Genomic DNA, 21,050 nt, shown 5'->3' with positions numbered 1-21,050 from the left:
TGCTCCTGGTGTGTCGGACCCGGGGGCGGGTCACAGCTGGCGAGGCGTGGTCGGACCCCGCAGGGTCGGACGGGTGCGGGCACCTCCTTCCCGCAGCCGCTCGATCAGTCGGACCCGCCACGCCTCGGTGGCGGCGATCTGGTTGAAGGTGAAGACGTGGAGCCCGGCGACGACGGCCTCGTCGCGGGTGATCGCAGGGGCGAGCCTGCGCAGGAACGTGTCGGCGTCGAAGCCGCGGGGGTTGACCAGGCGCGCGACGGTGCGTGGCTGCTTCATGAGGAAGCGGACGGAGTCGCCGACGCCGATGCGGGTGGCGACGGCGAGCATCTTGGCCGGGTCGACCTGGCCCGGCACACCCAGCCAAAGCGGGAGTGAGACGCCACGGCCGCGGACCTGGCCGAGCCAGGCCTCGACGACGCCGGCGTCGAAGGTCAGGTTGCTGACCATCTCGGTGGCGTAGCGGCTCTTGTCCCACATCGCCTGGATGGTGACGTCGTCGGGGATCGTCGGGTGGGACTCGGGGTAGGCGGTGATGCCGACGGCGTGGAACGGGTTGCCCATCTCGTGGAGGGCCGCGAGCAGCGCCACCGCGTCGGGGTAGGCGCCGGGCTCGGTGGCGTCGCCGCTCGGGACGAAGATGGTGTTGACGCTGGCCTCGTGAAGGCGGTCGACGATGTCCTTGAGGTGAGCGTCGTCCGCGACCATCCGGGCCGCGATGTGGGGGACGACGTCGTAGCCGAAGGCGGAGAGCTTCTCCGCGGTGTCGAGGGTGGCGTCGAGGCCCTTCCGCGGGGAGGCGGAGACCGTCACCGACCGCCCGGGCGGCAGGTGCTCGGCGACGGTGTCGGGCGCCCCTGCCGTGGGCAGCACCTCGAAGCGCGGGCGCTCCAGCAGATCGGCGAGGCCGCCGTTGGCTGCTGTGCTGAAGTTGCGCATAGTGCATTCCGTTTCATGATGCGCACCGGACGGCTTCACGGTAGCCACAGGACGGTCGGTGGCGATAGACCGGCGTTGGTGCCAGGTCTTGCGCCAAAGGTCCCGGCGCTGAGTTGATGCTGCGGCGAAGTCGCGTCGACGAGATGATGGTGCCCAGCACTGGGGTGCGAGCGGAGTCAGGGTGAAGACGCTCGAAACAGGACGCCTGGCGGGCGCGTGGCCCAGATAACGTTTGGCGCAGGGAGTCGCGGCCGCTCACGCAGAAGGCGAACTCATCTGCTGGCTTGAGGTCCCGGAATCGTCTTCGTCGGGAGGCGGTATCGCGCTGGGCGTTGCCACTACGGGTTCGCCGGTTGAGGACGGATCTCTGCTTCGCCGGGGCCCGGTCTCCAGGTTGCGCCGAAGTCACACCCAGTGCCATCCACTGCGAGGGTGGGATGCTTCCACGTCCCGTCGATTGCGGTAAACACCGTGTCTGTTCCTGAGCAACTGGTGGCCTTCTCGAGGTCGGCTTCGCCGGTATCGCTGAGTTCGACCAGGACCACGGTGGGCTTCTCGATCGCTGGGCCCACGTTGAGCTGAGCGGGAGCAAGGATGATCGCTGTGCTGATGGCGGCGACTCCAAGGATGAAGGCCAGAACAAAGTCGCTAAACCTAGCTTGGACACTGTTGAAGATCGACCACTGGCGCAGGTTCTCGAGGGGTGTTCGGAGACGGGTGAGCCGCGGGTCGTCGTCACTGACGGGGTCCTTGCCGTCCCACGCGTTTGCTAGATCTGCCATTGCGCTTCTGAAGGCCTCGGGTGTGAAGAATTCTGGTGCGGCGACTCCTTCGCCGATGGCCTTGGCGAGGGTAGGTGCGAACGCGTCCTCTTGTATGGCGCCGATGTCAGTTGGTGCAACGCTGAGGACGGCGGCGCCGAAGTAGAGAATCGCGCCGATCCCAAGGAGGAAGACGACCCCACAGATGACTGCGAACCAGTAGTCGCCTAGCCAGTTGCCGACTCCGTTGGAGGCCTGGATGCTCTCTACTAGGTCCGGGCCGAGGGTGACTGCGGCAGCAATGAGCGAGCCAATGGGTACGAAGGCAACGAGCCACTTAGTGGTGTCGCGATAGGCCGAGACGCCACTGTCGTAGACGGACATGGCAAGATCATGGGCTCTTGTTTCATCCTTGGCAACCGGGTAGCATCTGACCAAGGGATCTAGGTAACAAAGCGCCTACAGTGAAGTTCAAGTTTCTCGACGGAGGGAAGGCGCACGCATGGCGACGGACTACGGGCCTATCCCGATCTCGCAGTTCAAAGCGGAGGCGGGACGGATCTTCGATGCCCTCGCAGATGGCAGACGGGTACTCATCTCCCGGTACGGGCGAGTGGTCGCTGCGATCTCACCAGCTTCCGCCCCAGAACATGCTCCGTTGATGGCGGACTTTGCAGTGGACTACGCGGATTCGCTGCGCGAACTCAACGCATCGGACATCGCTCAGGGCTCGCCGTCCGAAAGTATCCGGCTAGCCGAGCGCGGGGTGACTTCGTTGCTCACGCGTAACAGCAAGGTATTTGGTGTCATCAGCGGTCATACGACTGGCCAAGCGGTGGAGGACCCTGATCAGCAGGAGAAGTTGCTTGAGAAGTTCGAGGCCGATCACCCAGACGCAACCCCTGCTGAGTTCGCCCAAGCAGTCGCGCACGTCACGGCTCACGACGCGGTCGGGTCGGCGGAGCGCTCCCCAAGCGCAGCCAGGTCGGTCTACGCTGCGCTTCTCCATGGGGTGGCCGGCGCTACGCCTGACGAGAAGTCGGAGCGCCGGCTGCTCAGTGACGCGCTCATCATTCGCGGCTTCGCATTTGAGCGCGCCGAACACCTGATCGCGGCGCGAAACACTTTCGAGAAGGTCGTCGAACTCTTCGAAAACGACGGAGACCCCTTCGTGGAGCGACGAGTAACCCAAGCAATGCTTGAGCTCGCACGCCTGCATGCCGTCTCCGGCACACCTGCGGCTGCGCTCGACCTGACAACGAGGGTCGTCGCTGCCCTCGACTTCGATGGCGAACTCGCACTTTCATCCTCACAGCCACTTGAGTCCGCCTAGAACGGCTGGGAGCCATGGGGAAGGGCATCGCCACGCGGTCCGGGGCCGACCCACTGATTCAATGGGCCCTCAGGATCAAGAACTTTGACTCCTCCGAGTTGAGCGCCGCCCTGCGCGCCTTCCTTGTCGGGCGTCCGCTGGTGTCAAAGGATGGTGAACTCGAAGTCAGCGCGATGCAACTTGGGTCGGACATTTGTCGCGTAAGCATCCGAATCCCTGGCGCTCCGTACGTCGCCGATGTACTGGTCCAAGCGCGGGAGCGCATGTCCGACGCCGACGAACGACACGCTATCCCAAGCCCAAATGGGTGGATCACGAGCAAGACCGAGGATGCCGCGACCTGGGAACTCTTCAACTGCGTCTTGATCAGCCTGCAGTCGCGAGAGAACGAACCGTGAGCGCCGCCGATGCTGCGACGCGACAAGGTGCCGATGGACGTCATACAAGTCCGTATATGTCGGCTCGGTGACTGCCGACAACGCGCCCGCCAGTACGGCAAGTCCTGCGGAATTGCGCTGGCGCGATCGGCCGTTCAGGCGCGGAGCCGCATCGTCGTTGCTGCCGAGGTGCGTCGAGGAAGCTCGCCCGTCAGCACCCACGATCGGCCACTCACCGACTTGGTCATTCAGTTGACGGGGATGACGATCGCAACCGTCTTGACGCTTAACACCCGTACATATACCGTATCATGTACGGGTCGTTCCCATACATGACACTCACCCTAGGTGTTTGGAACTGCCAATCGTGTACGGCTAACGTCCGGGTTAAGAGCTGCCCAAGAGAGGAGACACCACCACTCCTGCGCAGGTTTCACCACCGGCCACTTGCCGGCGCGACCCACCTGTCAGGAGTTGTCAAGAAGTGGCCGCATCAGACAGGAGCACCATGTCCAAGAAGTCCACCAAGGTGACCGTCAACTTGTCCGACGACGTCGTCAAGACGCTTAAGGAGATGGCCCAACGGGACGACACCACCATGACCGAGGTCCTCAAGCGGGCGATCGCGGTCCACAAGTACCTGCTCGAACAGCAGGAAGCGGGAAACAAGATCGTCGTCGACGATCCGAACGCGCAGACCCAACGAGAGCTCGTTCTGTTCGGGATCTAACCACCCACCAGTAGTAAGGAGGCGGGACCGCGCATGCCTCACTTCATCCAACCCGCCTCAGGCGTCCCGAGGAGAGCTGTCTCTACACAGATTCGAACCAAGTCCGAAGCGCGTTCGGGCCGATCCCGGGCCGGCGGGCTGTGTGTGACTCCGCCGGCCCGGGACCACCACGGCCGGGGCGACGTGCCCAACAGCGGTCACACGTCGGAGGGTCGCAGCCTCGTCAGAACCGTTGACAACGCCGCTGGGCCGCGTACCAACACAACGCACAGCGAGTGGTCGCAGGTCTGGCCACTGAGGCGCGGCGTGACGGTCGGCTCGAGCAGCCAACCAGGGACACACCCCGACGAGTAGTAGCGGAGGTTGCACGTGCGTATCCAGGCCCCTACCCGCGAGAAGTTGCTCGAGCACGCGCGTGCCCTCCAACTCGTACTTTCCGTTCGTCTACCCGAAGACCCGATCGACTCGAAGCTGCCCCATGTCCAACTCGACGAAGCGGCTGTGCAGCGGGTTGCCATCGCGATGAACCACGCCATCGGGCTCGGTGAACCGGACACTCGCGCCCTTGCGATCATCCTGACCGCGATCACTGAAGCTCAGCCCTTTCGAGTCGCGCCGAAGAACCCGCACCTCTCTCACGACGTCAACCACGGTTATGCACTCATGATGGCCTCGACGACGGCATCGGACGCCGGACTGGGGGACATCTTCGACCGCATCCGCGCTGCCGACCTGGTCGACGCCCTGTCCGACCATCACTTGATTCCCGCGGAACGCCTCGACGCCGTTACGGCGCTGATCGGCCGGGCCGCTGTAGCGACGCGGCCGCCGCGGCCGCGGCTAGTTCTCGACTCCCGGCCATTGGTGCAGATCGGCACCCCCATCGGTCGTGTCTCCCGCAAGCAGCAGCGAGACGCGATCCATCGCGCTGTACTGTGCGTCGAGGTCATCGAGAATGAGTTCGGCATGGTGGCCGACATCCCCGGCAAGCACAGGCGTCCCGGGCAAGGAGCCGATCCTGACGCCGAGAGCGCCGACTACATGGCTAACTCTGCCTTGGACTATGCCTCTGGATTCGTGCTCGTGGATGGCCACCTCTGTGGCCGCGGGGCAGGCTACGCCGTGAAGCAGATGGAAGACGCCGGTGCGCCGGTGTTCATCTACGACCAGGATGCCGAGCCATTCATGGTCGCCTTTGGTGCACGCCACGCGCGCCGCATCGAGGTCTCCTATCTCGACGATGAGGACATGCTCGCCAAGTTGCGGCACTTCCTGACTCATCATGAGCAGCAAATCCGCGCCCGTCATCAAGAGCTTCTCGACATGATCGAGCGTCTCGCCAGAGTCACCGGCTGGCTCTCGGTTCGCCTCCGTAATGCCGATATCGCAACCTTCGAGCACAAGCGGCTCTCACCTGAACGTGCCCGCTACCGCAGTAATGACCCGATCCATTTGGGACAAGCAGCAGCCTGGGAACTAGCTGAACTCGAAGACCTCATGGGTATCGAGGCTGGCCGGCTGGTCAGCCAGATCCTGAAGGTGAGTCTGGCCACTGACGGGGACGCCAGCCAGGCCGAGGCCCAGCCTCCCAACACAGGATCAGGTGATCGGCTTTCCACACTGGAGTGGCAGGCACTCAAGTCGGCCCAGCAGCTCGGCGCCTGGCCGCCCAACCGCACACTTACCCTTCTTGACGACTACATGGCGGAAGTGATCGCGCAGTCGGCAGACGCTCGCCAGGGCCGCACGCACTCAGATGACTGGAGTAAGGCCTACGACCTTAGGTTTGCCAGATGAGCGGTCTCGAGCCGAATGCAGTCCCGTTACGAACTGACCCTATGTCGCTGTCGGCACCTAAGCCGCAGGGTCTGGAGCGGTGGATGGACCGTCGCGGTTCCGGACCAAATCGACCGCCGCCTACCCGGTGGCGCGACCAAGTGCCTCAACTGCTTAAGCGACTTCTACCGGACTATGACGCTCAGATTGATCCGATTGATCTGAACTCGATTGCACGCCAGTTGGGCGCAGCCGATATTCGGTACCGAGCCGAGAGGATGCACGGGTTTACCGATTGGTCGGCGCGACGTCCAGTCATCTTCCTAGCCTTCTCGCGTAGTGACGGCCGGCGCCGGTTTACTCTTGGCCACGAGATCGGACACATCATCACCAGTGCCCATCTCGATCCTCACGAGGATGCCGACTCTGCCTTGCTTGAAGCCTTCGCACGCAAACCGGAGATCGTCTGCGACGTTATCGCTGCGGAGCTGCTCCTTCCCCGCGCCTACCTTGCCGAGTTGGCTATCCCGTGTCGATCGCTCGACGAGATGCGCGCAGCATCCAACCAACTGCGAGTAAGTCAGTCGATGCTGGTAACCCGGCTGATGGCCGTAGACGTGCCAAGAGTGCTCCTGCGAATGCGACGAAGTGCGTCAGGGCAATGGATCGCCGTTAGTCGTGCCGGCACAAAGAGAGACTGGAAGTCCGACCTCGATCTGGAACCCAAGACCCAAGCGGCACTCGACCAGCTCGGCTATCGAACTACTCAACTGCAGGTGTCAGTGCGTCGACGTGGAGGAATCACCGTGCATCTGGCCGAGGCACGCCGATCCGGCCAGTCTGAAGTGCTTCTCTATCTCGATGTCGAGGACGGGCCGGTCCCCCAGTTCGACTTACACCTTGCGCAGCCACCAGACACCGCTCGGTTCTGACCTCGCGGCCCGTCCCGGCGATCCTGCTCGGCCCACGGTAAGGAATTACCGCGCGACCCGGTCAGAGGTGTAGGTCGATGATTTGCAGGCCGATTTCGGCCGGATGCGGCATGTAGGAATCCTCATCCTCGAGTGACCTTGATCCTAGATGCTCACCGACGCGCCGCCCAGCTGGGCCAACGACCAAACGCTACACACCAAAGTGGGGGAGCCGGGTTTCACGCTCCCAAAGTTGCGCCACGGGGAATACCCCCACCGCATATACTTGATTGCGCGACTAATGGAATCTTCTTGACTATTTTGCGAGAGTTTCGGCCGAGATGCAAAGTGGCGTAGCGGCAGCGAGTTCGATATAGGCCCGATGTGCCGCGACGCTTGGAGAGAAGTCCACATTCCCACCACTGACCTTAACCCTCACCGTTCCAGCGCAGCACGCGCTCCTTTGGCGACCGGCCGCAGGATGCTCTGAGAGGTGGCTCGCGTGTCTGGCGGCCTCATTCAAATATTCATCATCAGGTCGGCACCGCGAACTCAACTGGGTACATGCGATTCGGGCGTCTGGTGCGCCTTCCCGCACTCCACGGACTATCTCCGGCAGCGGGTTGCGCAGTCCCGAACGGCTTAGAGAGAAGACCACGAGGTCGGGTCGGACCACCTCAGTAAGAAGTTTCGCGAACCGATACTCGTCCCCATCACACCGGCCACCATGGTGGGGGAAAACGAGCACGGCCGCTTTCAAGTCATGCTCGGACTCCAGCATCGATCGAAGCGCTGACTCGTTAGCGTCACCGGGCAACAGTGCGATTGCGCGTCCCGCACTTGAGACCTTAACTACCGCCGACGCCCCGTTTGACGACACAGCAAGGCTCCCTGCTTTGGCGGGCCGGACGGGTCCACGAGCAGCGAGCTCGATGCTGGGGTGCAACACCTCCACGGTGAGATCATCGTCTCGTACTATCGGGCTCGTTCCAACGTTGAGTGACAGGACGACCCGGAGCTCACCCGCCTTTCGCAATGCCGATGCGAATGCGATGAGGTCTCCCCACACGTCTGAATCTTTCTCGCCATCTGGATTCAACCACAGGTTGCGCACCCGAAATTCGGCATGGGATAGGGCTGCGACCGCCCCGCCGATGTGGTCATTGTCCGAGTGAGAGAGCAGCAAGTGGTCGATTCGCGCTACGGGTTCCCGCTCCAATTCGTCGAGTAAAGTTCGCCGTGGCGCAGCGTCAACAACAATTGTCGAAGTGGACCTAATTAGTGCGGTGTTGCCGTGTCCGACGTCAAGAATAATTAGTTCCATTCCGTCTTCCGCGCGGCTCTCGCCCGTCTCAGCAATCACAGGTCATTCACCAAGTCGTCGAAGGATGCGTCCGGTATTGACTCAAAGTTCGCCGCATAAAGATCCAGATGTGAGTCAGCGTAGATGTTCACGTCTGCCAGGAAGCGCTGTCCGACTCGAGCGATGCCAGCAGCGTCGCCCAGAGAGTTTGTAGGCACGCTGACCACCTGACTCGTGGACCAGGCGGGTATCAGAAGCTCGATGGTCTGCGGAGGGTCGTCGTGTCGAGCGGTCACCCTGGCAACAGTGCGGTGCGGTTCCCGCGTGATCCGATAGTTTCCGTGAGTTTCGGCCTCGGCGTACTCGAGTGCTTTACGAATGTTTGAGCCAGTGGAATCCAGGCCACGCATTAGTAGGGCAGGAATCTGGGGGCGATACGTTTGGATCAGTGCATTGTCTCTAGGGTCGGCGAATGTCGTGAGTAGAACGGCTGGCAGTCCACGCTGCATGCACTTCGCAACGATCTGCGCGCCAAAGTAATCGGCTTTTCCGTGTAATCGGTGGTCGCACACGACACCTGCGAAATGTCCCACCAGAGAATCCACCAACTCGTCCGCACCGCTAGGAATGTTCACGGTTACAGGAACGAGCCCAGCGTCTTCGAGGACAGTGCTTGTGGTCTGCGCATCGCTATCGACATCGTCGACGACCGCAACGTGCGACCCATCCTGAAGCAAGCTGACCACTTCGAACCTCATCGCTCCTCAAGCCCGGGGAGGGCTCCGTCATCCTCGGCCTTCGGCATAATCAAACGAAACTCCGCTCCGCCCAGTTCGCAGTTTGCGACGGCCGAGATCGTGCCACCCATGTCGCGAACTGCATCCCGGACGATCGTTAGACCCAATCCGGTGCCGTCCTCGCGCGTGCTTCGCCCGGGAAGCCAAACGTCGCTCGGGCTGATGTCGACCAGGCCGAGCCCTGAGTCCGACACGGTGACGATCACGTTCTTCTCGGACGTATCGATGGTCACCAGCACCTCTCGGTTGCTCAAGGTCGGCGCCTGTCCTAGAAAGTAGACAGAGTTCGCAAGCAGGTTTGCGAAGACAGCTTCCCAGGAGGCCCGAGTGCCAGCGACCAGCGCTCGCTCGCCTTCTCGGTCCTCGACGCGTGCGCTCACACCCGTGTCTCGCAGATAGGGGTCAAAGAGGTTAAGTACGTCACGCGCCGTCCTTGCGACGTCGACTACACCGCGCCGACGTTTACTTCGCGAAAGTAAATGCAACGGCCACTCTGCGAAGGTTCGCAACGATAAGGATGAGTTCTCAATCCGGTCAATCGGGACGGCAAATGTCCTATCGTACTCCGCAGTCCCGACCGCACGATGAATGCGAACTCGAATGGACGACGCCATTTGTTGGATAGTTGCTACTGGCCGCAACGTCTCGTGGGCAAAGACGGCGGTCATTGTCCCGACCGTGCCGAGCGTCCGGTACAACAGCAAGTCATCCTCGGTAGATCTCAACTGCCTATTAAAAGCTGCCTGGTACTCCACAATGGCGTTCTCGACAGTCGGTCGTACGTCCTCCGGTACATTCTTTAGGGCCTTCGAGACCTTCGTCGTGGCTCTCGTCAATGCCTTCTGATTCTTTTCTCGATCGGTTAGGCGCTCCGCCTCGCGGAGGCGCAAACGAACCTCGGCGGCCCAATCGAGTACGTCACCACCGAATTGCCGTAGGTCGGCGAACGAGGCATTCTCAATGAACCCAGTGCGGTCGGTCTTTGGCGTCAGCTGATCACCATCATCGTGAACCACGATTCGGCCAATAGAAGTGTTCGTCGACGGTCGCATTTCGGGGCTGCGCGCGCGCCGGAGATTCATGTCAAGCCAGTCATGCCCCGCGTCGCCGTAGGGATGAACGCGCAAGCCGCGCTGAAAGAGGTGAACGCCGCCGATTTCGCGCAACCAATTTTGAACCGCCGAAACCGGTTGCGTCGAGTTTCTGACGTCAAAACTCGCCTTGCTCAACGTGAAGACCCATAGTTCGAAGTCAGCAGGAGGGCATTCGTACGCTGATCCGTTGTTTGCAAGATCGTCGTGAGACGCAGTGCCGAGGATCTGTCCATTCCAGTCAATGAGTATGGCGGTCGCCCACCCCTGCGAATCAACCTTTGCTCTAATTATGTAGTCGTGCTCTTCGAAGTATCCGTCGAGTACTAAGCGCTCCATCTCTTCAAAACCTGGGGCATCCAATCGCGCTCGAAATATGTTCGGAGCGGGGAAAGGTCCCGTGAGGAGGACCATCGATCGTGCCAGGCGTCGTACGTCGGGCTTGCTCAGCGGCTTTCGGAGATCAGAAATGCTGATTTCCGAACCCTTTGGTTCGTTAGATGACCGAGTTTGGATGGATAATGGTACCTGATCTACCGACTCGACATCCTCAAAAAGGTCCCAATCGATAGATAGTTTGGACTCGACCGTAGCCGATCCTTTGATTTGTGCCACTGGGTCAGCAAGACTCGCGGCCGCCGATGGGGGAAGTTCGCGTCGGGTGGTCAAAGTTACGTGGCGCCCTAGGCGAAGCGCAGCAAGTCGACCGAGGCCTTTCTCGCCCACCTTCCGCCTACCTCCCGGGGTGAACCTCTCGCCGACTTTCGCGGATTTTCCGAGTAACAGCCAACCCGACTTTATATCTGCCTCAGACATACCATCGCCGTCGTCGCGAATGACGACGGTGCCGCCGGTTTCTTCAACGCCGTCGAGCGACACAACACAAAAAGAGGCGTCGGCGTCGTACGCGTTGCGCACAAGCTCAAGAATTCCTAGGTCAGCATGCGGCACGAGTTCTTCGCCGAGGCGCCGTAAGATTTCAGGCGCGAACCGTAGGTGTTCCGCTCCCATCTTGGCTCCCCTCCACAACTCAGACCACCCCGTCCGAGCTGAGTCTTCCACGGGCTACGATCCCGGTCAGTGATCCATCGGTTGGGAGGCAGCTCGTGTCGTCATCGGCGCCGATGGCCGCGTACGACGAGTATGTGACCGCCCTGCGATCGACGGCGCGTGCGGTGCTCTCCGGGAAGTTGAGCCCAGACGACCCACGTGTGGCGGCGAGCCTGGACGGCCAGGCGTCCAGCGAACTGCGCCGCCTCGTGCCGGCGGCGACGCGACGAGCAAATGGCGCCTTCTTCACGGCTTCTCATGTACGGGCGCAGTTCGCTGATGCTGTGCGCGAGCATGGCGTCGAACCGTACTTCGATCCGGCTTGCGGCGCCGGAGACCTCTTGCTGACTGCAGCGACGACCCTGGAGGCGCACGACACGACGGTCGGCACAATGGCAATGTGGAGTTCGCAACTCCGCGGCCGTGACATCACAAACAGTTTCGTTTCGGCTGCGCGGCTGCGCCTGCAGTTGGCCGCGCTTGCTCGCCACGGGCTCTGCCAGACGAAACTCAGTCAGCAGTTCTTCCGGGGGGTCTCGGTTGGGGACGGTACAAGGGCGATGGCTCTAGCAACCCAACCCGGGACGTTGTTGATCAATCCTCCTTTCGGCAGGCAACACGCTCCAGCGGACTGCACATGGGGGTCGGGCTCCGTCCCTCGCGCGGCCATCTTCCTCGAGTCTGCCCTGAGGAATGTCGCCGCTGGTTCGAAGGTGGTTGCGATCTTGCCGGATGTGCTTCGCAGCGGGTCAAACTCAGCAAGGTTCCGACGCGTGATCGACGGACTGATGGCCGTAGAGGAAGTGATTCCGGTAGGCCAGTTCGATCGTTGGACGGACGTGGACGTTTTTATTCTGGTCGGGACTCGCACGCAGTCAGGGGGCCACTCAATCGTGGAGACGTCGACTCCAGTCGCGAACACTTGGCTGACGAAGTCGCCGCCCGGCGGTTCGCTGCGAGTCGGTGACTTCTTCGAGGTCCGCGTCGGCCCTGTTGTGCAGACCCGCGACCCGCGGCTGGGTCCTGAGAGGCCATTCTTGATGGCACATGAACTGCCTCAGAGCGGGACTGTGACGAAGGCCGCGCAGCGACGGCCTTACGCGGGCCGGGTCTTCGATCCGCCGTTCGTGGTTGTCCGTCGCACCGATCGGCCATCAACCCACGGCCGTCGTGCGGTGGCCGTGACCGTCGATGGCGACGAGGCAACGGCGGTGGAGAACCACTTACTTGTTCTCCGCCCTTTCGACGGGAGCGCCAGGACCTGTCGAGAACTCGCAAGTTGGCTGTCAGGGCCGGAGGTGCGTTCGTACCTGGACTCTAGAATCAATTGTCGTCATCTAACAACCGCCGCCCTCAGCGAGGCACCGCTACCGGCGCATTGGGTGAAACCTGATGCTTACAGTGAACTCGTGACTACTTGACGCGACCGGGGCGCTAGACGGATTGAGGTTCGTTCGTCTCGGACCACATAAGCGGAGCGATTCGGAAGCGTCCGACGCCGAAGGAACGGGCCAGCTGCCTCATATGCCCAAGTTGGCGCGGCGTATCTTCGCGACTGCGGTGTTGTCGCCGGTGACCTCGACCTCGGCGTGGTCCTGCCGGCCGTAGAGGAAGAGCAGCACCTCCGACGGGAGCCCGGTCAACACAGCCCCGCGCCGACGCTTCAGCGTCGTACAAGCTCCGGTGTCGCTGCGGGTGACCGCCAGCGGCACGGGGGAGCGGAGGGCCAGCAGCCTCCCGGCCACGCCGAGCGCCCGCCACAACGTGTCCTGTCGAGCGCGCGACAGGTCACGCGGCGCCCAGTCTGGCTGCGCGCGACGTACGTCCTCGTGGTGGACGAAGAACTCCACCAGGTTCCCGAGCGCATCGGCCTTCGGCAGCCGGAACGGCGACCACAGCGGCGGCCCGTGGCGCACGGCGTCGACCAGGTCGACGTACGGCCGCGCCAGCTGGTGCTCTGTGGCGTTCTCAAGCCAGCCCTCGAGTTGCGGCACGAAGACGCCCGCGGCCGCCGGGCGACCCTCACGGATGACCAGGTGGGCCAGCAGCTCCTTGGTCGTCCAGTCGCCGCACAGGGTGGGCGCGTCGGGGCCGAGCTGCTGGGCGAGGGCGGCGAGCAGCGTGCGCTCGTGGCGGGCGAAGGAGGTCACGCGGGGAGCCTACGGAAGCGGGATGCCGGAGGTCCGGGATAACCGTTGTGTCCGTACTGTGGGGAAGGCTTTCGGCGCGGGCGGTGTTAGGTCCTGACGGGCTCGGGTCTCGACAAGCTCGACCGCCGAATGAACTACCTGCTGACCTCACCGGGTCTCGACATCGGTCGCTGCGCGACCTGCTCGACCACCGGGGGGTCTCGACGAGCTCGACCAACGATTGGAGAAGTGTGGCGACGGCACAGGTCGGGACGATGCGCGCGGGACTGCGCGTCCTCGGGGTCGCGATCAAGCGCGAGCCCCGGATGTTCGCCATCTCCACCCTCGGCGCCGTCGTCTTCGGTGCGCTGACGGTCGCCGACGCCTGGGTGCTCGGCTGGTCGACCGACAACGTCATCCTGCCCGGCTTCGAGGACGGCGTGGCCCCCGCCGGCGGGCTGATCACCGCCGCCGCGCTCTTCATCGGCGTCGCCATCGTCCGCGGCGTCAGCATCGTCATGCGCCGCTGGGGCGCCGGGCTGATGCAGTACCGCATGCAGGCCCACGACCGCCGCGACGTCACCCGCAAGTACCTCGACCTCCCGCTCGAGTGGCACCACCGCCACCCCACCGGCCAGCTGCTCTCCAACGCCAACAGCGACGTCGAGGCCGCCTGGGCGCCCATCGCGCCGCTGCCGATGGCCGTCGGCACCATCGCCATGATGGTCATCGCCGTCGGCCAGATGCTGCTGACCGACGTGATCCTGGCCCTCGTCGGGCTGCTCGTCTTCCCGCTCGTCATCATCAGCAACCTGATCTTTCAGCGCATCCAGTCGCCGCTCATGACCCGAGTGCAGGCGCTGCGCGCCGAGCTCAGCGAGGTCGCCCACGAGTCCTTCGACGGCGCCCTCGTCGTGAAGTCGCTCGGCCGCGAGACCGAGGAGACCGATCGCTTCGCCCGCAAGGCCGAGAAGCTGCGCGACACCAGCATCAAGGCCGGCACCGTCCGCGCCGTCTTCGACCCCGTCCTCGAGTCGCTGCCCAGCCTCGGCGTGCTCGCCGTCCTCATGGTCGGCGTCGGTCGCGTCGAGGCCGGCACCAGCGCGCCCGGCGACGTCGTCAACATCTGCTACCTCCTCATGGTCGTCGCCTTCCCCATCCGCTCCATCGGCTGGCTGCTCGGCGAGTTCCCCCGCTCGGTCGTCGGCTTCAGCCGCGTCCGGTCGGTGCTCGGCGAGGACGGCCACATGGAGTTCGGCCCCGACCGGCTGCCCAGCAGCCGCGGCGGCGCCGGTCTGCGCGTCGAGGACGTCGCCTTCTCGTACGTCGAGGGCGACCCGGTCCTCGACGGCGTGACGTTCGACGTACCGCCAGGACGCACCCTCGCCATCGTCGGCGCCACCGCCGCCGGCAAGAGCACGCTCACCACGCTGATGTTCCGCCTCGTGGATCCCGACCGCGGCCGCTTCCTCGTCGACGGCCAGGACCTGCGCGAGCTCGCCCACGGCTCCCTGGCCCGCCAGGCTGCGCTCGTGCCGCAGCAGGCCTTCCTCTTCGACGACACCGTCCGCGGCAACGTCACCCTCGACCGCGACGTCAGTGACGAGCAGGTCTGGGCCGCGCTGCGCACCGCGCAGGCCGACGGCTTCGTCGCCGCCCTCGACGGCGGCCTCGACGCCCGGCTGGGGGAGCGCGGCACGTCGCTGTCCGGCGGCCAGCGCCAGCGGCTCTCGCTCGCCCGCGCCCTGGTCGGCAACCCGCGACTGCTCGTCATGGACGACGCCACCTCCGCGGTCGACCCCGAGGTCGAGGCCCGCATTCTCGCCTCCCTGCGCGCCTCGTCGGGCGAGAGCACCGTCGTGGTCGTCGCCTACCGCAAGGCCACCATCGCGCTGGCCGACGAGGTCGTCTTCGTGGCCGACGGCAAGATCGCCGACCGCGGCACCCACGCCGAGCTGCTGAGACGCAACCCGGCGTACGCCTCGCTCGTCAACGCCTACGAGGACGCCGCCGCCGAGGCGGCCGCCGACGCTGCGGACGCTGCGGGGGTGTCCCGATGAGCACGACCACTGACCGCACCGACACCACGAACGCCGCGCGCACCTCCAGCGGCACCAGCGTCCTGTCAGGCGAGGCCTCCACCGCGATGGACACCTTGCGCCGCGGCCTCGAGCTGTCACCGCAGCTGCGCGAGGGCCTCGGCGTCACTGTCGCGCTCGCGATCCTGGCCACCGTCGGCCGCGTGCTCGTGCCGATCGCCGTCCAGCAGGGCGTCGACCGCGGCCTGTCCGCCCCCGGCGGCGTCGACCGCGGCTTCGTCGCGCTCGTCGTGACCGTCATCGGTATCGGTCTGCTCGTCACCGGCCTGGCGTCGGCGTTCATGACCGCGCGGCTGTTCCGCACCGCGGAGACCGGCCTGGCCACGCTGCGCGTCAAGGCCTTCCGCCACGTCCACGACCTGCCCGTGCTGACGCAGAACACCGAGCGCCGCGGCGCCCTGGTCTCGCGCGTCACCAGCGACGTCGACCAGGTCTCGCAGTTCCTCGTCTTCGGCGGCGTCATTGCCATCGTCAGCGTGGGGCAGATCGTGCTCGCCACCGTCGTCATGGTCGTCTACAGCTGGCAGCTTGCCCTGGTGGTGTGGATCTGCTTCCTGCCGCTGTTCCTGAGCCTGCGCTACTTCCAGAAGCGACTCTCCGCGGCGTACGCCGTCGTGCGCCAACAGGTCGGCGCCCTGCTCTCGGCCATCTCCGAGCCCGTCGTCGGCGCGGCCACCGTCCGCAGCTACGCCGTGCAGGAGCGCACCCAGGACCGCATCGACACCGCCGTCCAGCGCCACCTGACCGCCAGCAGCCGGGCCCAGGGCCTGACCGCGTTCTCCTTCTCGCTCGGCGGCATCTCCGCCGGCCTGGCCAACGCCGGCATCGTCGTGATCGGCGTGCTCCTCGGCGTAGCCGGCGACCTGTCGGCCGGCACTGTCCTCGCCTTCGCGTTCCTCGTGACCCTGTTCGTCGGCCCGGTGCAGATGGGCACCCAGGTGCTCACCGACGCCCAGAACGCGTTCGCCGGCTGGCGCCGCGTCATCGGCATCCTCGACACCCCCGCCGACGTCTCCGACCCCGAGGACGGCGTCGAGCTGCCTGATGTACCGGTGCCGATCCACTTCGAGCACGTCGGCTACTCCTACACCGCCGGCCGCCCGGTGCTCAGCGACGTCGAGCTCACCCTCGAGCCGCACACCCGCGTCGCGATCGTGGGGGAGACCGGCTCGGGCAAGACCACACTGGCCAAGATCCTCACCCGGCTCATGGACCCCGACGAGGGCCGCGTCCTCATCGGCGGCACCGACCTGCGCACGGTCGCGTTCTCCAGCCTGCGCACCCACATCGTGCTGGTGCCGCAGGAGGGCTTCCTCTTCGACGCCACGCTGCGCGAGAACCTCCAGTACGGCGCTCCCGGTGCCTCCGACGCGTCGTTGCTCGCGGCCGTCACGGACCTGGGGCTCGGCGACTGGCTGGCGACGCTGCCGCACGGTCTCGACAGCCAGGTCGGGCAGCGCGGCGAGTCGCTGTCAGCAGGGGAGCGGCAGCTCGTCGCGCTGGTGCGCGCGCAGCTGGCCGACCCCGACATCCTCGTGCTCGACGAGGCCACCAGCGCCGTCGACCCCGCGCTGGAGATGCGGATCTCCGCGGCGCTCGACCGGCTCACCTCGGGCCGCACGGCCGTCACCATCGCCCACCGGATGAGCACCGCCGAGCGGGCCGACCTCGTCGTCGTCATGGACGCCGGACGGGTCGTTCAGCAAGGCCGTCACGCCGAGCTCGTCGCCGAGGGCGGCGTCTACGGCCGCCTCCACGCGTCGTGGACCGCGCAGATGTCCACGGGCTGACGTATCCACAGACCGTGGCCTCGGACCGAGGTCGTGTCGGAGCTCCCTGATGTGGTTCTCAGACCATCGATCAAGGAGCGTCCCATGACCGACTTTGCTGCACTGCTTCAGCTCGACCCGCTTGCACGAGCCCTCCTGCCGGCCATGGAGTCGGTCCAAAGCCAGTTCAGAACGGCGGTGCGGGACCTCGCGCGCCGGGGCCGCGACGAGGAGGCGATCCTCGACGAGCTGGTCCTCATGTTCCACGACTTCATGCCCGAGGCTGATTACGATTTCTCGGCCGTCAAGGACCTGGCGAAGGCCGTGGGCGAGGGCTGGGTGCCACGCGGAGGGTTTGCCTGACGCGCCGATTTCGGACGCCGATTGGTGGCGCGGATACTAGGGGCCGTGAGCTCCCTCGACCCCGCCATCGCCGACCGTCTCAAGCGCGACCCCCAGGGCTTCGTGACCGCGGTGATCCAGCAGCACGACACCGGCGAGGTGCTGATGGTCGGCTGGATGGACGACGAGGCCCTGCACCGCACGCTGACCACCGGGCGCGGGACGTTCTGGAGCCGCTCGCGCCAGGAGTACTGGGTGAAGGGCGAGACCTCCGGGCACCGCCAGCACGTCAAGGAGGTCCGCCTCGACTGCGATGGCGACACCCTGCTCGTCAAGGTCGACCAGGAGGGTCCCGCCTGCCACACCGGCGCCCGGACCTGCTTCGACGACGGCCTGCTGAGCGATGCCTGACGCCCCGCAACCCACCGCCGCACCGCAGCGGGAGCGACGTACCTCGGGGTTCGGCACGGTCCTCCTCGCCGGGCTGGCCACCGCCGGGCTCGGCACCCTCGCCGCCGGCCGGACCTGGGCCACCGCGATCACCGGCACCCCCGGCCCCCGTGAGGTGTCCGTCGCGGGCACCGACGTCGCGCCCGTGATGCTGCCCCTCGGTCTGGTGGCGCTGGCCTGCTGGGGCGCCTTCCTCGTGCTGCGCACCCCCGGCCGCAGGGTCGTCGCCGTCCTTGGCGCACTGGCCGCCGCTGGAGGAGCCGCCGCCGCGCTGCTGTCGGCGGGCGGCGCGACCGACGCCGCGACGGACCTGCTCAGCGGCACCGCCGACGGTGGTACGTCGACCTCAGCCTGGCCCTGGGTGGGAGCCGTCGCCCTGGCCGGCTGCGTCGTCGCGTTCGCGGTCGCGTTCGCGAGGTGCGCGACGTACCCGCAGATGAGCCGTCGCTACGACCGCGACGGCGCGACCACCACCGCGGCGACACCGGCCGACCAGTGGCGCGCCATGGACGACGGCCGCGACCCGACCGTCTGATCTCACGGCGCGCACACCAGGCCAGAGGCCCGGCTCGCGATTGTGTGGTGTTTCTGCAGGTCATAGGCCTGCACAAACACCACACAATCGCGGTCGACCCCGTCGGCCCCGCCACTCGAGCCGCTGCTCGTCGACGAGGCGCACGAATCTGGGACTACGGTCTCTCGGCGCGCACGCGCTTGGTGTCGTGGGCCCAGATCGCGATCTCGACGCGGTTGCGCACGTCGAGCTTGGCCATCAGTGACGCGACGTGGCTCTTGACGGTGCTCAGGCCGACGTAGAGCTCGGCAGCGATCTCGGCGTTGGTCCGGCCCCGCGCCACCAGGAGGAGCACCTCTTCCTCGCGCTCGGTGAGCGGGTCGACGGGCTGGTACGGCGCTGCCGGTGCCTGGTCGGCGAAGGTCGCCAGCAGCCGGCGCGTGACGTTGGGCGCGATCAGCGCGTCCCCGGCAGCCGCCGCGCGGATGGCCTGCGCGAGGAGCTCCGGTCCGGCGTCCTTGAGCAGGAAGCCGCGGGCGCCGGCGCGCAGGGCGCCGAGGACGTACTCGTCGAGGTCGAAGGTCGTGATCACGACGACCGCCATCGGGTCCGCCACGTCCGGTCCGGCCAGGCGCCGCGTCACCTCGACGCCGTCGAGCCCCGGCATCCGGATGTCGACGAGCAGGACGTCGGGACGCAGCCGCCTGGCCACGTCGAGCGCGGCGAGGCCGTCGGCCGCCTCGCCGACGACCTCGATGTCGGGCTGCACGCCGAGGATCATCACCAGCCCGGTCCGGACCAGATCCTGGTCGTCGGCCACGACGACGCGGATGCTCATGCCGTCTCCGCCGGCAGCACGGCCTCGACGACCCAGCCGCCGTCAGGCCCCGGCCCTGCGGAGAGCGATCCGCCGAGGAGGTGGGCGCGTTCGGCCATCCCCAGCAGGCCGAAGCCGGGCTCCGTGGTCGGTCCCGACGCGGTGTGCCCGTCGTCGGTGACGCGCAGCCGGACCGAGCCCCCCTCACGGCGTACGTCGATCCCGACGCGGGTCGCGCTCCGGGCGTGACGGACGGCGTTGGTCAACGACTCCTGGGCGAGCCGGTAGACGGCGGTGTCCACGGGGCGCGCCAGCCGGGTCAACGAACCGTGCAGCGAGACCTCGACGGTGGGTGTCGCGTCGGTGCGCGCCAGCGCGGACAGGTCCGCGACACCGGGCCCGGGCGCGTAGACGGCGGCCTCGTCCTCGCGCAGCACCCGCACCATCGACCTCATCTCCGCCAGCGTGCGCGACGCCTCGGACTCGATCGCGGCCAGCACCTCGACCGCCCGCTCGGGCTGGACGCTAGCGACCGCGCCACCGGCCTGCGCCTGCACCGCGATGGCGGAGACGTGGTGGGCCACGGTGTCGTGCAGCTCGCGCGCCAGCGCCACCCGTTCCTCGTTGCGGATCTCGCGTCGTTGCCGCTGCCAGAGGTCCGCGCGGTAGCGGAACACGACGGCCAGCGCGGCCACCAGCAGCAGGAGCACGATCCCCCCGAACACGTCTGCGGAGCCGGTGGCGGAGGCGTACATCCCGAGCGCCACGACGAGCGCCACGTACGCCGTACCGGCCGCCATCTCGCGTCCCGAGCCCCACCGCACCAGGGCGTAGAGCAGGACCAGCACGCTCATCATGGAGAAGAGGCCGAGGTCATCGGTGCTCGCAGCAAGCTGGACGACCGAGAGCACGCCGGCGACGCCCCACCCGACGAGGGTGGCCACAAGGGGGGAGGCGCGCCGCCAGAGCAGCGCGGGCACCAGCGCCAGGGCGAGCACGATCATGAGCGGGCGCCAGGTCAGGTCCGGGCGTACGACGCCCTCGACCACCGCGGCGAGGGCGAACCCACCGGCCAGCAGCCAGTCGGGGCGACCGACGGGCGGGACGTCGTCAGGTCGCGGCTCGTGCCACAGGGAGCGCCCGACGTCGATCACGACTCCAGCCTAGGGACCGGCGCGCTTCGGCGTACCGGCCGAAAGAACGAGAGGCAGACCGTTCCATCGGCCGGGGGAGTCGGAGTCTCCGGGCGGATGTGCCCAGCGCTGGGACTGGCGATCGTGGAGTCACCGAACCGATCCCTCCACGAACCAGGAGCCCGAGATGAACCCACGACCCACCACCGCCACGCTGGACGACCCGCCGCTGCCGACGCGGGTCAAGCTCGCCGCGGCGTGGACGAGCTTCACGCTGCTCTACGCGTACGTCGACATCCTCAACTTCTACACGCCCGGCACGGTCGAGGAGATCCTCGACGGCCGCGTCTTCGAGTTCGCCCTCTCGCAGACCTTCTCGGTCTCGGCCCTGGCGCTGGTGTCGGTCCCGATCCTCATGGTGGTGCTGAGCGTGGCGCTCCCCGCGAAGGCGGCCCGAGCCACCACCCTCGGCGTGGCCGCGCTCTACGTGCCGGTCACGGTGTTCAACCTCGCGGGCGGGACCTATCTCTACTACTACGGCCTCGGCGTCACGCTGGAACTGTTCGTGCTCGCCCTCATCGTGCGGTGGGCCTGGACCTGGCCGCGCGCAGTCCCGACGGTGACAGCGGACGGCGGAGCGGTGCGCGCCCGGCAGCGGGTCTGACGCAGGCAGGCTCGACGGATCGCGACCCCACGCTGGAGCTGCACGCCCCAGCGGTTAACTCGAAGAGC

General features: G+C 65.9%; 19 protein-coding genes. 12 read left to right on the top strand and 7 right to left on the bottom strand.

Annotated features, from left to right (window positions below; translation table 11 throughout):
* Positions 1-30: 30 nt before the first annotated feature.
* Complete coding sequence (locus tag G7072_RS11260) at positions 31-936, bottom strand: 5,10-methylenetetrahydrofolate reductase (RefSeq protein ID WP_166086402.1); 906 nt, start codon at positions 934-936, stop codon at positions 31-33.
* A 338-nt stretch (positions 937-1,274) separates the two neighbouring features.
* Positions 1,275-2,081 (bottom strand): hypothetical protein, encoded by an 807-nt coding sequence (locus G7072_RS11255; protein WP_166086400.1) that lies wholly within the window; start codon positions 2,079-2,081, stop codon positions 1,275-1,277.
* 118 nt (positions 2,082-2,199) lie between these two features.
* Between G7072_RS11255 and G7072_RS11250 the strand changes: the two genes are divergently transcribed.
* The 5 genes from G7072_RS11250 to G7072_RS11230 all read left to right on the top strand — a co-directional run bounded on the left by G7072_RS11250 (position 2,200) and on the right by G7072_RS11230 (position 6,845).
* Positions 2,200-3,030 (top strand): hypothetical protein, encoded by an 831-nt coding sequence (locus G7072_RS11250; protein ID WP_166086398.1) that lies wholly within the window; start codon positions 2,200-2,202, stop codon positions 3,028-3,030.
* A 14-nt stretch (positions 3,031-3,044) separates the two neighbouring features.
* Positions 3,045-3,428: a hypothetical protein gene (locus tag G7072_RS11245; protein WP_166086396.1), complete on the top strand. Its 384-nt coding sequence runs from the start codon at positions 3,045-3,047 to the stop codon at positions 3,426-3,428.
* 487 nt (positions 3,429-3,915) lie between these two features.
* Entirely contained in the window at positions 3,916-4,137 is a 222-nt protein-coding gene (locus tag G7072_RS11240) for a ribbon-helix-helix protein, CopG family (protein ID WP_166086394.1), read from the top strand.
* A 369-nt stretch (positions 4,138-4,506) separates the two neighbouring features.
* Positions 4,507-5,934 (top strand): hypothetical protein, encoded by a 1,428-nt coding sequence (locus G7072_RS11235; protein WP_166086392.1) that lies wholly within the window; start codon positions 4,507-4,509, stop codon positions 5,932-5,934.
* On the top strand, positions 5,931-6,845 hold the full coding sequence (locus G7072_RS11230; RefSeq protein ID WP_166086390.1) for an ImmA/IrrE family metallo-endopeptidase: 915 nt from the start codon (positions 5,931-5,933) through the stop codon (positions 6,843-6,845). The genes G7072_RS11235 and G7072_RS11230 overlap by 4 nt, the downstream gene beginning before the upstream one ends.
* A gap of 1,338 nt (positions 6,846-8,183) precedes the next feature.
* On the opposite strand, the gene G7072_RS11220 is transcribed toward G7072_RS11230, so the two are convergent.
* Together G7072_RS11220 and G7072_RS11215 are read right to left on the bottom strand one after the other, a co-directional pair.
* Positions 8,184-8,885, bottom strand: coding sequence for a hypothetical protein (locus G7072_RS11220; protein ID WP_166086385.1), 702 nt, complete (start codon positions 8,883-8,885; stop codon positions 8,184-8,186).
* Positions 8,882-11,026 (bottom strand): ATP-binding protein, encoded by a 2,145-nt coding sequence (locus G7072_RS11215; RefSeq protein WP_166086383.1) that lies wholly within the window; start codon positions 11,024-11,026, stop codon positions 8,882-8,884. Before G7072_RS11215 ends, G7072_RS11220 begins: the two co-directional genes overlap by 4 nt.
* Before the next feature lie 200 nt (positions 11,027-11,226).
* On the opposite strand from G7072_RS11215, the gene G7072_RS11210 reads away from it, so the two are divergent.
* Positions 11,227-12,486 carry an N-6 DNA methylase gene (locus tag G7072_RS11210; RefSeq protein WP_166086381.1) on the top strand — a complete coding sequence of 420 codons (1,260 nt, stop codon included), beginning with the start codon at positions 11,227-11,229 and terminating at the stop codon, positions 12,484-12,486.
* Between the two features lie 99 nt (positions 12,487-12,585).
* Here G7072_RS11210 and G7072_RS11205 read toward each other — a convergent pair whose 3' ends face one another.
* Positions 12,586-13,215: a TIGR03085 family metal-binding protein gene (locus G7072_RS11205; RefSeq protein ID WP_166086379.1), complete on the bottom strand. Its 630-nt coding sequence runs from the start codon at positions 13,213-13,215 to the stop codon at positions 12,586-12,588.
* A gap of 254 nt (positions 13,216-13,469) precedes the next feature.
* Here G7072_RS11205 and G7072_RS11200 point away from each other — a divergent pair, with 254 nt between their 5' ends.
* From G7072_RS11200 to G7072_RS11180, 5 genes are all read left to right on the top strand, one after another.
* Positions 13,470-15,254 carry an ABC transporter ATP-binding protein gene (locus tag G7072_RS11200; RefSeq protein ID WP_166086377.1) on the top strand — a complete coding sequence of 595 codons (1,785 nt, stop codon included), beginning with the start codon at positions 13,470-13,472 and terminating at the stop codon, positions 15,252-15,254.
* Positions 15,251-17,083 carry an ABC transporter ATP-binding protein gene (locus tag G7072_RS11195; protein ID WP_166086375.1) on the top strand — a complete coding sequence of 611 codons (1,833 nt, stop codon included), beginning with the start codon at positions 15,251-15,253 and terminating at the stop codon, positions 17,081-17,083. The genes G7072_RS11200 and G7072_RS11195 overlap by 4 nt, the downstream gene beginning before the upstream one ends.
* 84 nt (positions 17,084-17,167) lie before the next feature.
* Entirely contained in the window at positions 17,168-17,425 is a 258-nt protein-coding gene (locus G7072_RS11190) for a hypothetical protein (protein ID WP_166086372.1), read from the top strand.
* Between the two features lie 45 nt (positions 17,426-17,470).
* Positions 17,471-17,815, top strand: a complete 345-nt coding sequence (gene hisI, locus G7072_RS11185; protein WP_206063087.1) for a phosphoribosyl-AMP cyclohydrolase — start codon at positions 17,471-17,473, stop codon at positions 17,813-17,815.
* A complete protein-coding gene (locus G7072_RS11180; RefSeq protein ID WP_166086366.1) occupies positions 17,808-18,389 on the top strand; it encodes a Trp biosynthesis-associated membrane protein in 582 nt (193 codons plus the stop codon). The genes hisI and G7072_RS11180 overlap by 8 nt, the downstream gene beginning before the upstream one ends.
* A 154-nt stretch (positions 18,390-18,543) precedes the next feature.
* Here G7072_RS11180 and G7072_RS11175 read toward each other — a convergent pair whose 3' ends face one another.
* On the bottom strand, positions 18,544-19,206 hold the full coding sequence (locus G7072_RS11175; RefSeq protein ID WP_166086364.1) for a response regulator transcription factor: 663 nt from the start codon (positions 19,204-19,206) through the stop codon (positions 18,544-18,546).
* Entirely contained in the window at positions 19,203-20,339 is a 1,137-nt protein-coding gene (locus G7072_RS11170) for a sensor histidine kinase (protein ID WP_166086362.1), read from the bottom strand. Before G7072_RS11170 ends, G7072_RS11175 begins: the two co-directional genes overlap by 4 nt.
* 166 nt (positions 20,340-20,505) lie before the next feature.
* On the opposite strand from G7072_RS11170, the gene G7072_RS11165 reads away from it, so the two are divergent.
* Complete coding sequence (locus G7072_RS11165) at positions 20,506-20,982, top strand: DUF6326 family protein (RefSeq protein ID WP_166086360.1); 477 nt, start codon at positions 20,506-20,508, stop codon at positions 20,980-20,982.
* Positions 20,983-21,050: the final 68 nt, after the last annotated feature.

Origin of the sequence: Nocardioides sp. HDW12B, from assembly GCF_011299595.1 — a bacterium.
Lineage (GTDB): Bacteria > Actinomycetota > Actinomycetes > Propionibacteriales > Nocardioidaceae > Marmoricola_A.
This window is presented reverse-complemented; position numbering and strand designations above follow the sequence as displayed.

Coding starts and splice junctions, on each gene's coding strand:
- G7072_RS11255 (WP_166086400.1), bottom strand. CDS start 2,081: ATGTCCGTCTACGACAGTGGCGTCTCGGCCTATCGCGACACCACTAAG.
- G7072_RS11200 (WP_166086377.1), top strand. CDS start 13,470: ATGCGCGCGGGACTGCGCGTCCTCGGGGTCGCGATCAAGCGCGAGCCC.
- G7072_RS11220 (WP_166086385.1), bottom strand. CDS start 8,885: ATGAGGTTCGAAGTGGTCAGCTTGCTTCAGGATGGGTCGCACGTTGCG.
- G7072_RS11195 (WP_166086375.1), top strand. CDS start 15,251: ATGAGCACGACCACTGACCGCACCGACACCACGAACGCCGCGCGCACC.
- G7072_RS11230 (WP_166086390.1), top strand. CDS start 5,931: ATGAGCGGTCTCGAGCCGAATGCAGTCCCGTTACGAACTGACCCTATG.
- G7072_RS11245 (WP_166086396.1), top strand. CDS start 3,045: ATGGGGAAGGGCATCGCCACGCGGTCCGGGGCCGACCCACTGATTCAA.
- G7072_RS11175 (WP_166086364.1), bottom strand. CDS start 19,206: ATGAGCATCCGCGTCGTCGTGGCCGACGACCAGGATCTGGTCCGGACC.
- G7072_RS11215 (WP_166086383.1), bottom strand. CDS start 11,026: ATGGGAGCGGAACACCTACGGTTCGCGCCTGAAATCTTACGGCGCCTC.
- G7072_RS11250 (WP_166086398.1), top strand. CDS start 2,200: ATGGCGACGGACTACGGGCCTATCCCGATCTCGCAGTTCAAAGCGGAG.
- G7072_RS11260 (WP_166086402.1), bottom strand. CDS start 936: ATGCGCAACTTCAGCACAGCAGCCAACGGCGGCCTCGCCGATCTGCTG.
- G7072_RS11165 (WP_166086360.1), top strand. CDS start 20,506: ATGAACCCACGACCCACCACCGCCACGCTGGACGACCCGCCGCTGCCG.
- G7072_RS11190 (WP_166086372.1), top strand. CDS start 17,168: ATGACCGACTTTGCTGCACTGCTTCAGCTCGACCCGCTTGCACGAGCC.
- G7072_RS11240 (WP_166086394.1), top strand. CDS start 3,916: ATGTCCAAGAAGTCCACCAAGGTGACCGTCAACTTGTCCGACGACGTC.
- G7072_RS11180 (WP_166086366.1), top strand. CDS start 17,808: ATGCCTGACGCCCCGCAACCCACCGCCGCACCGCAGCGGGAGCGACGT.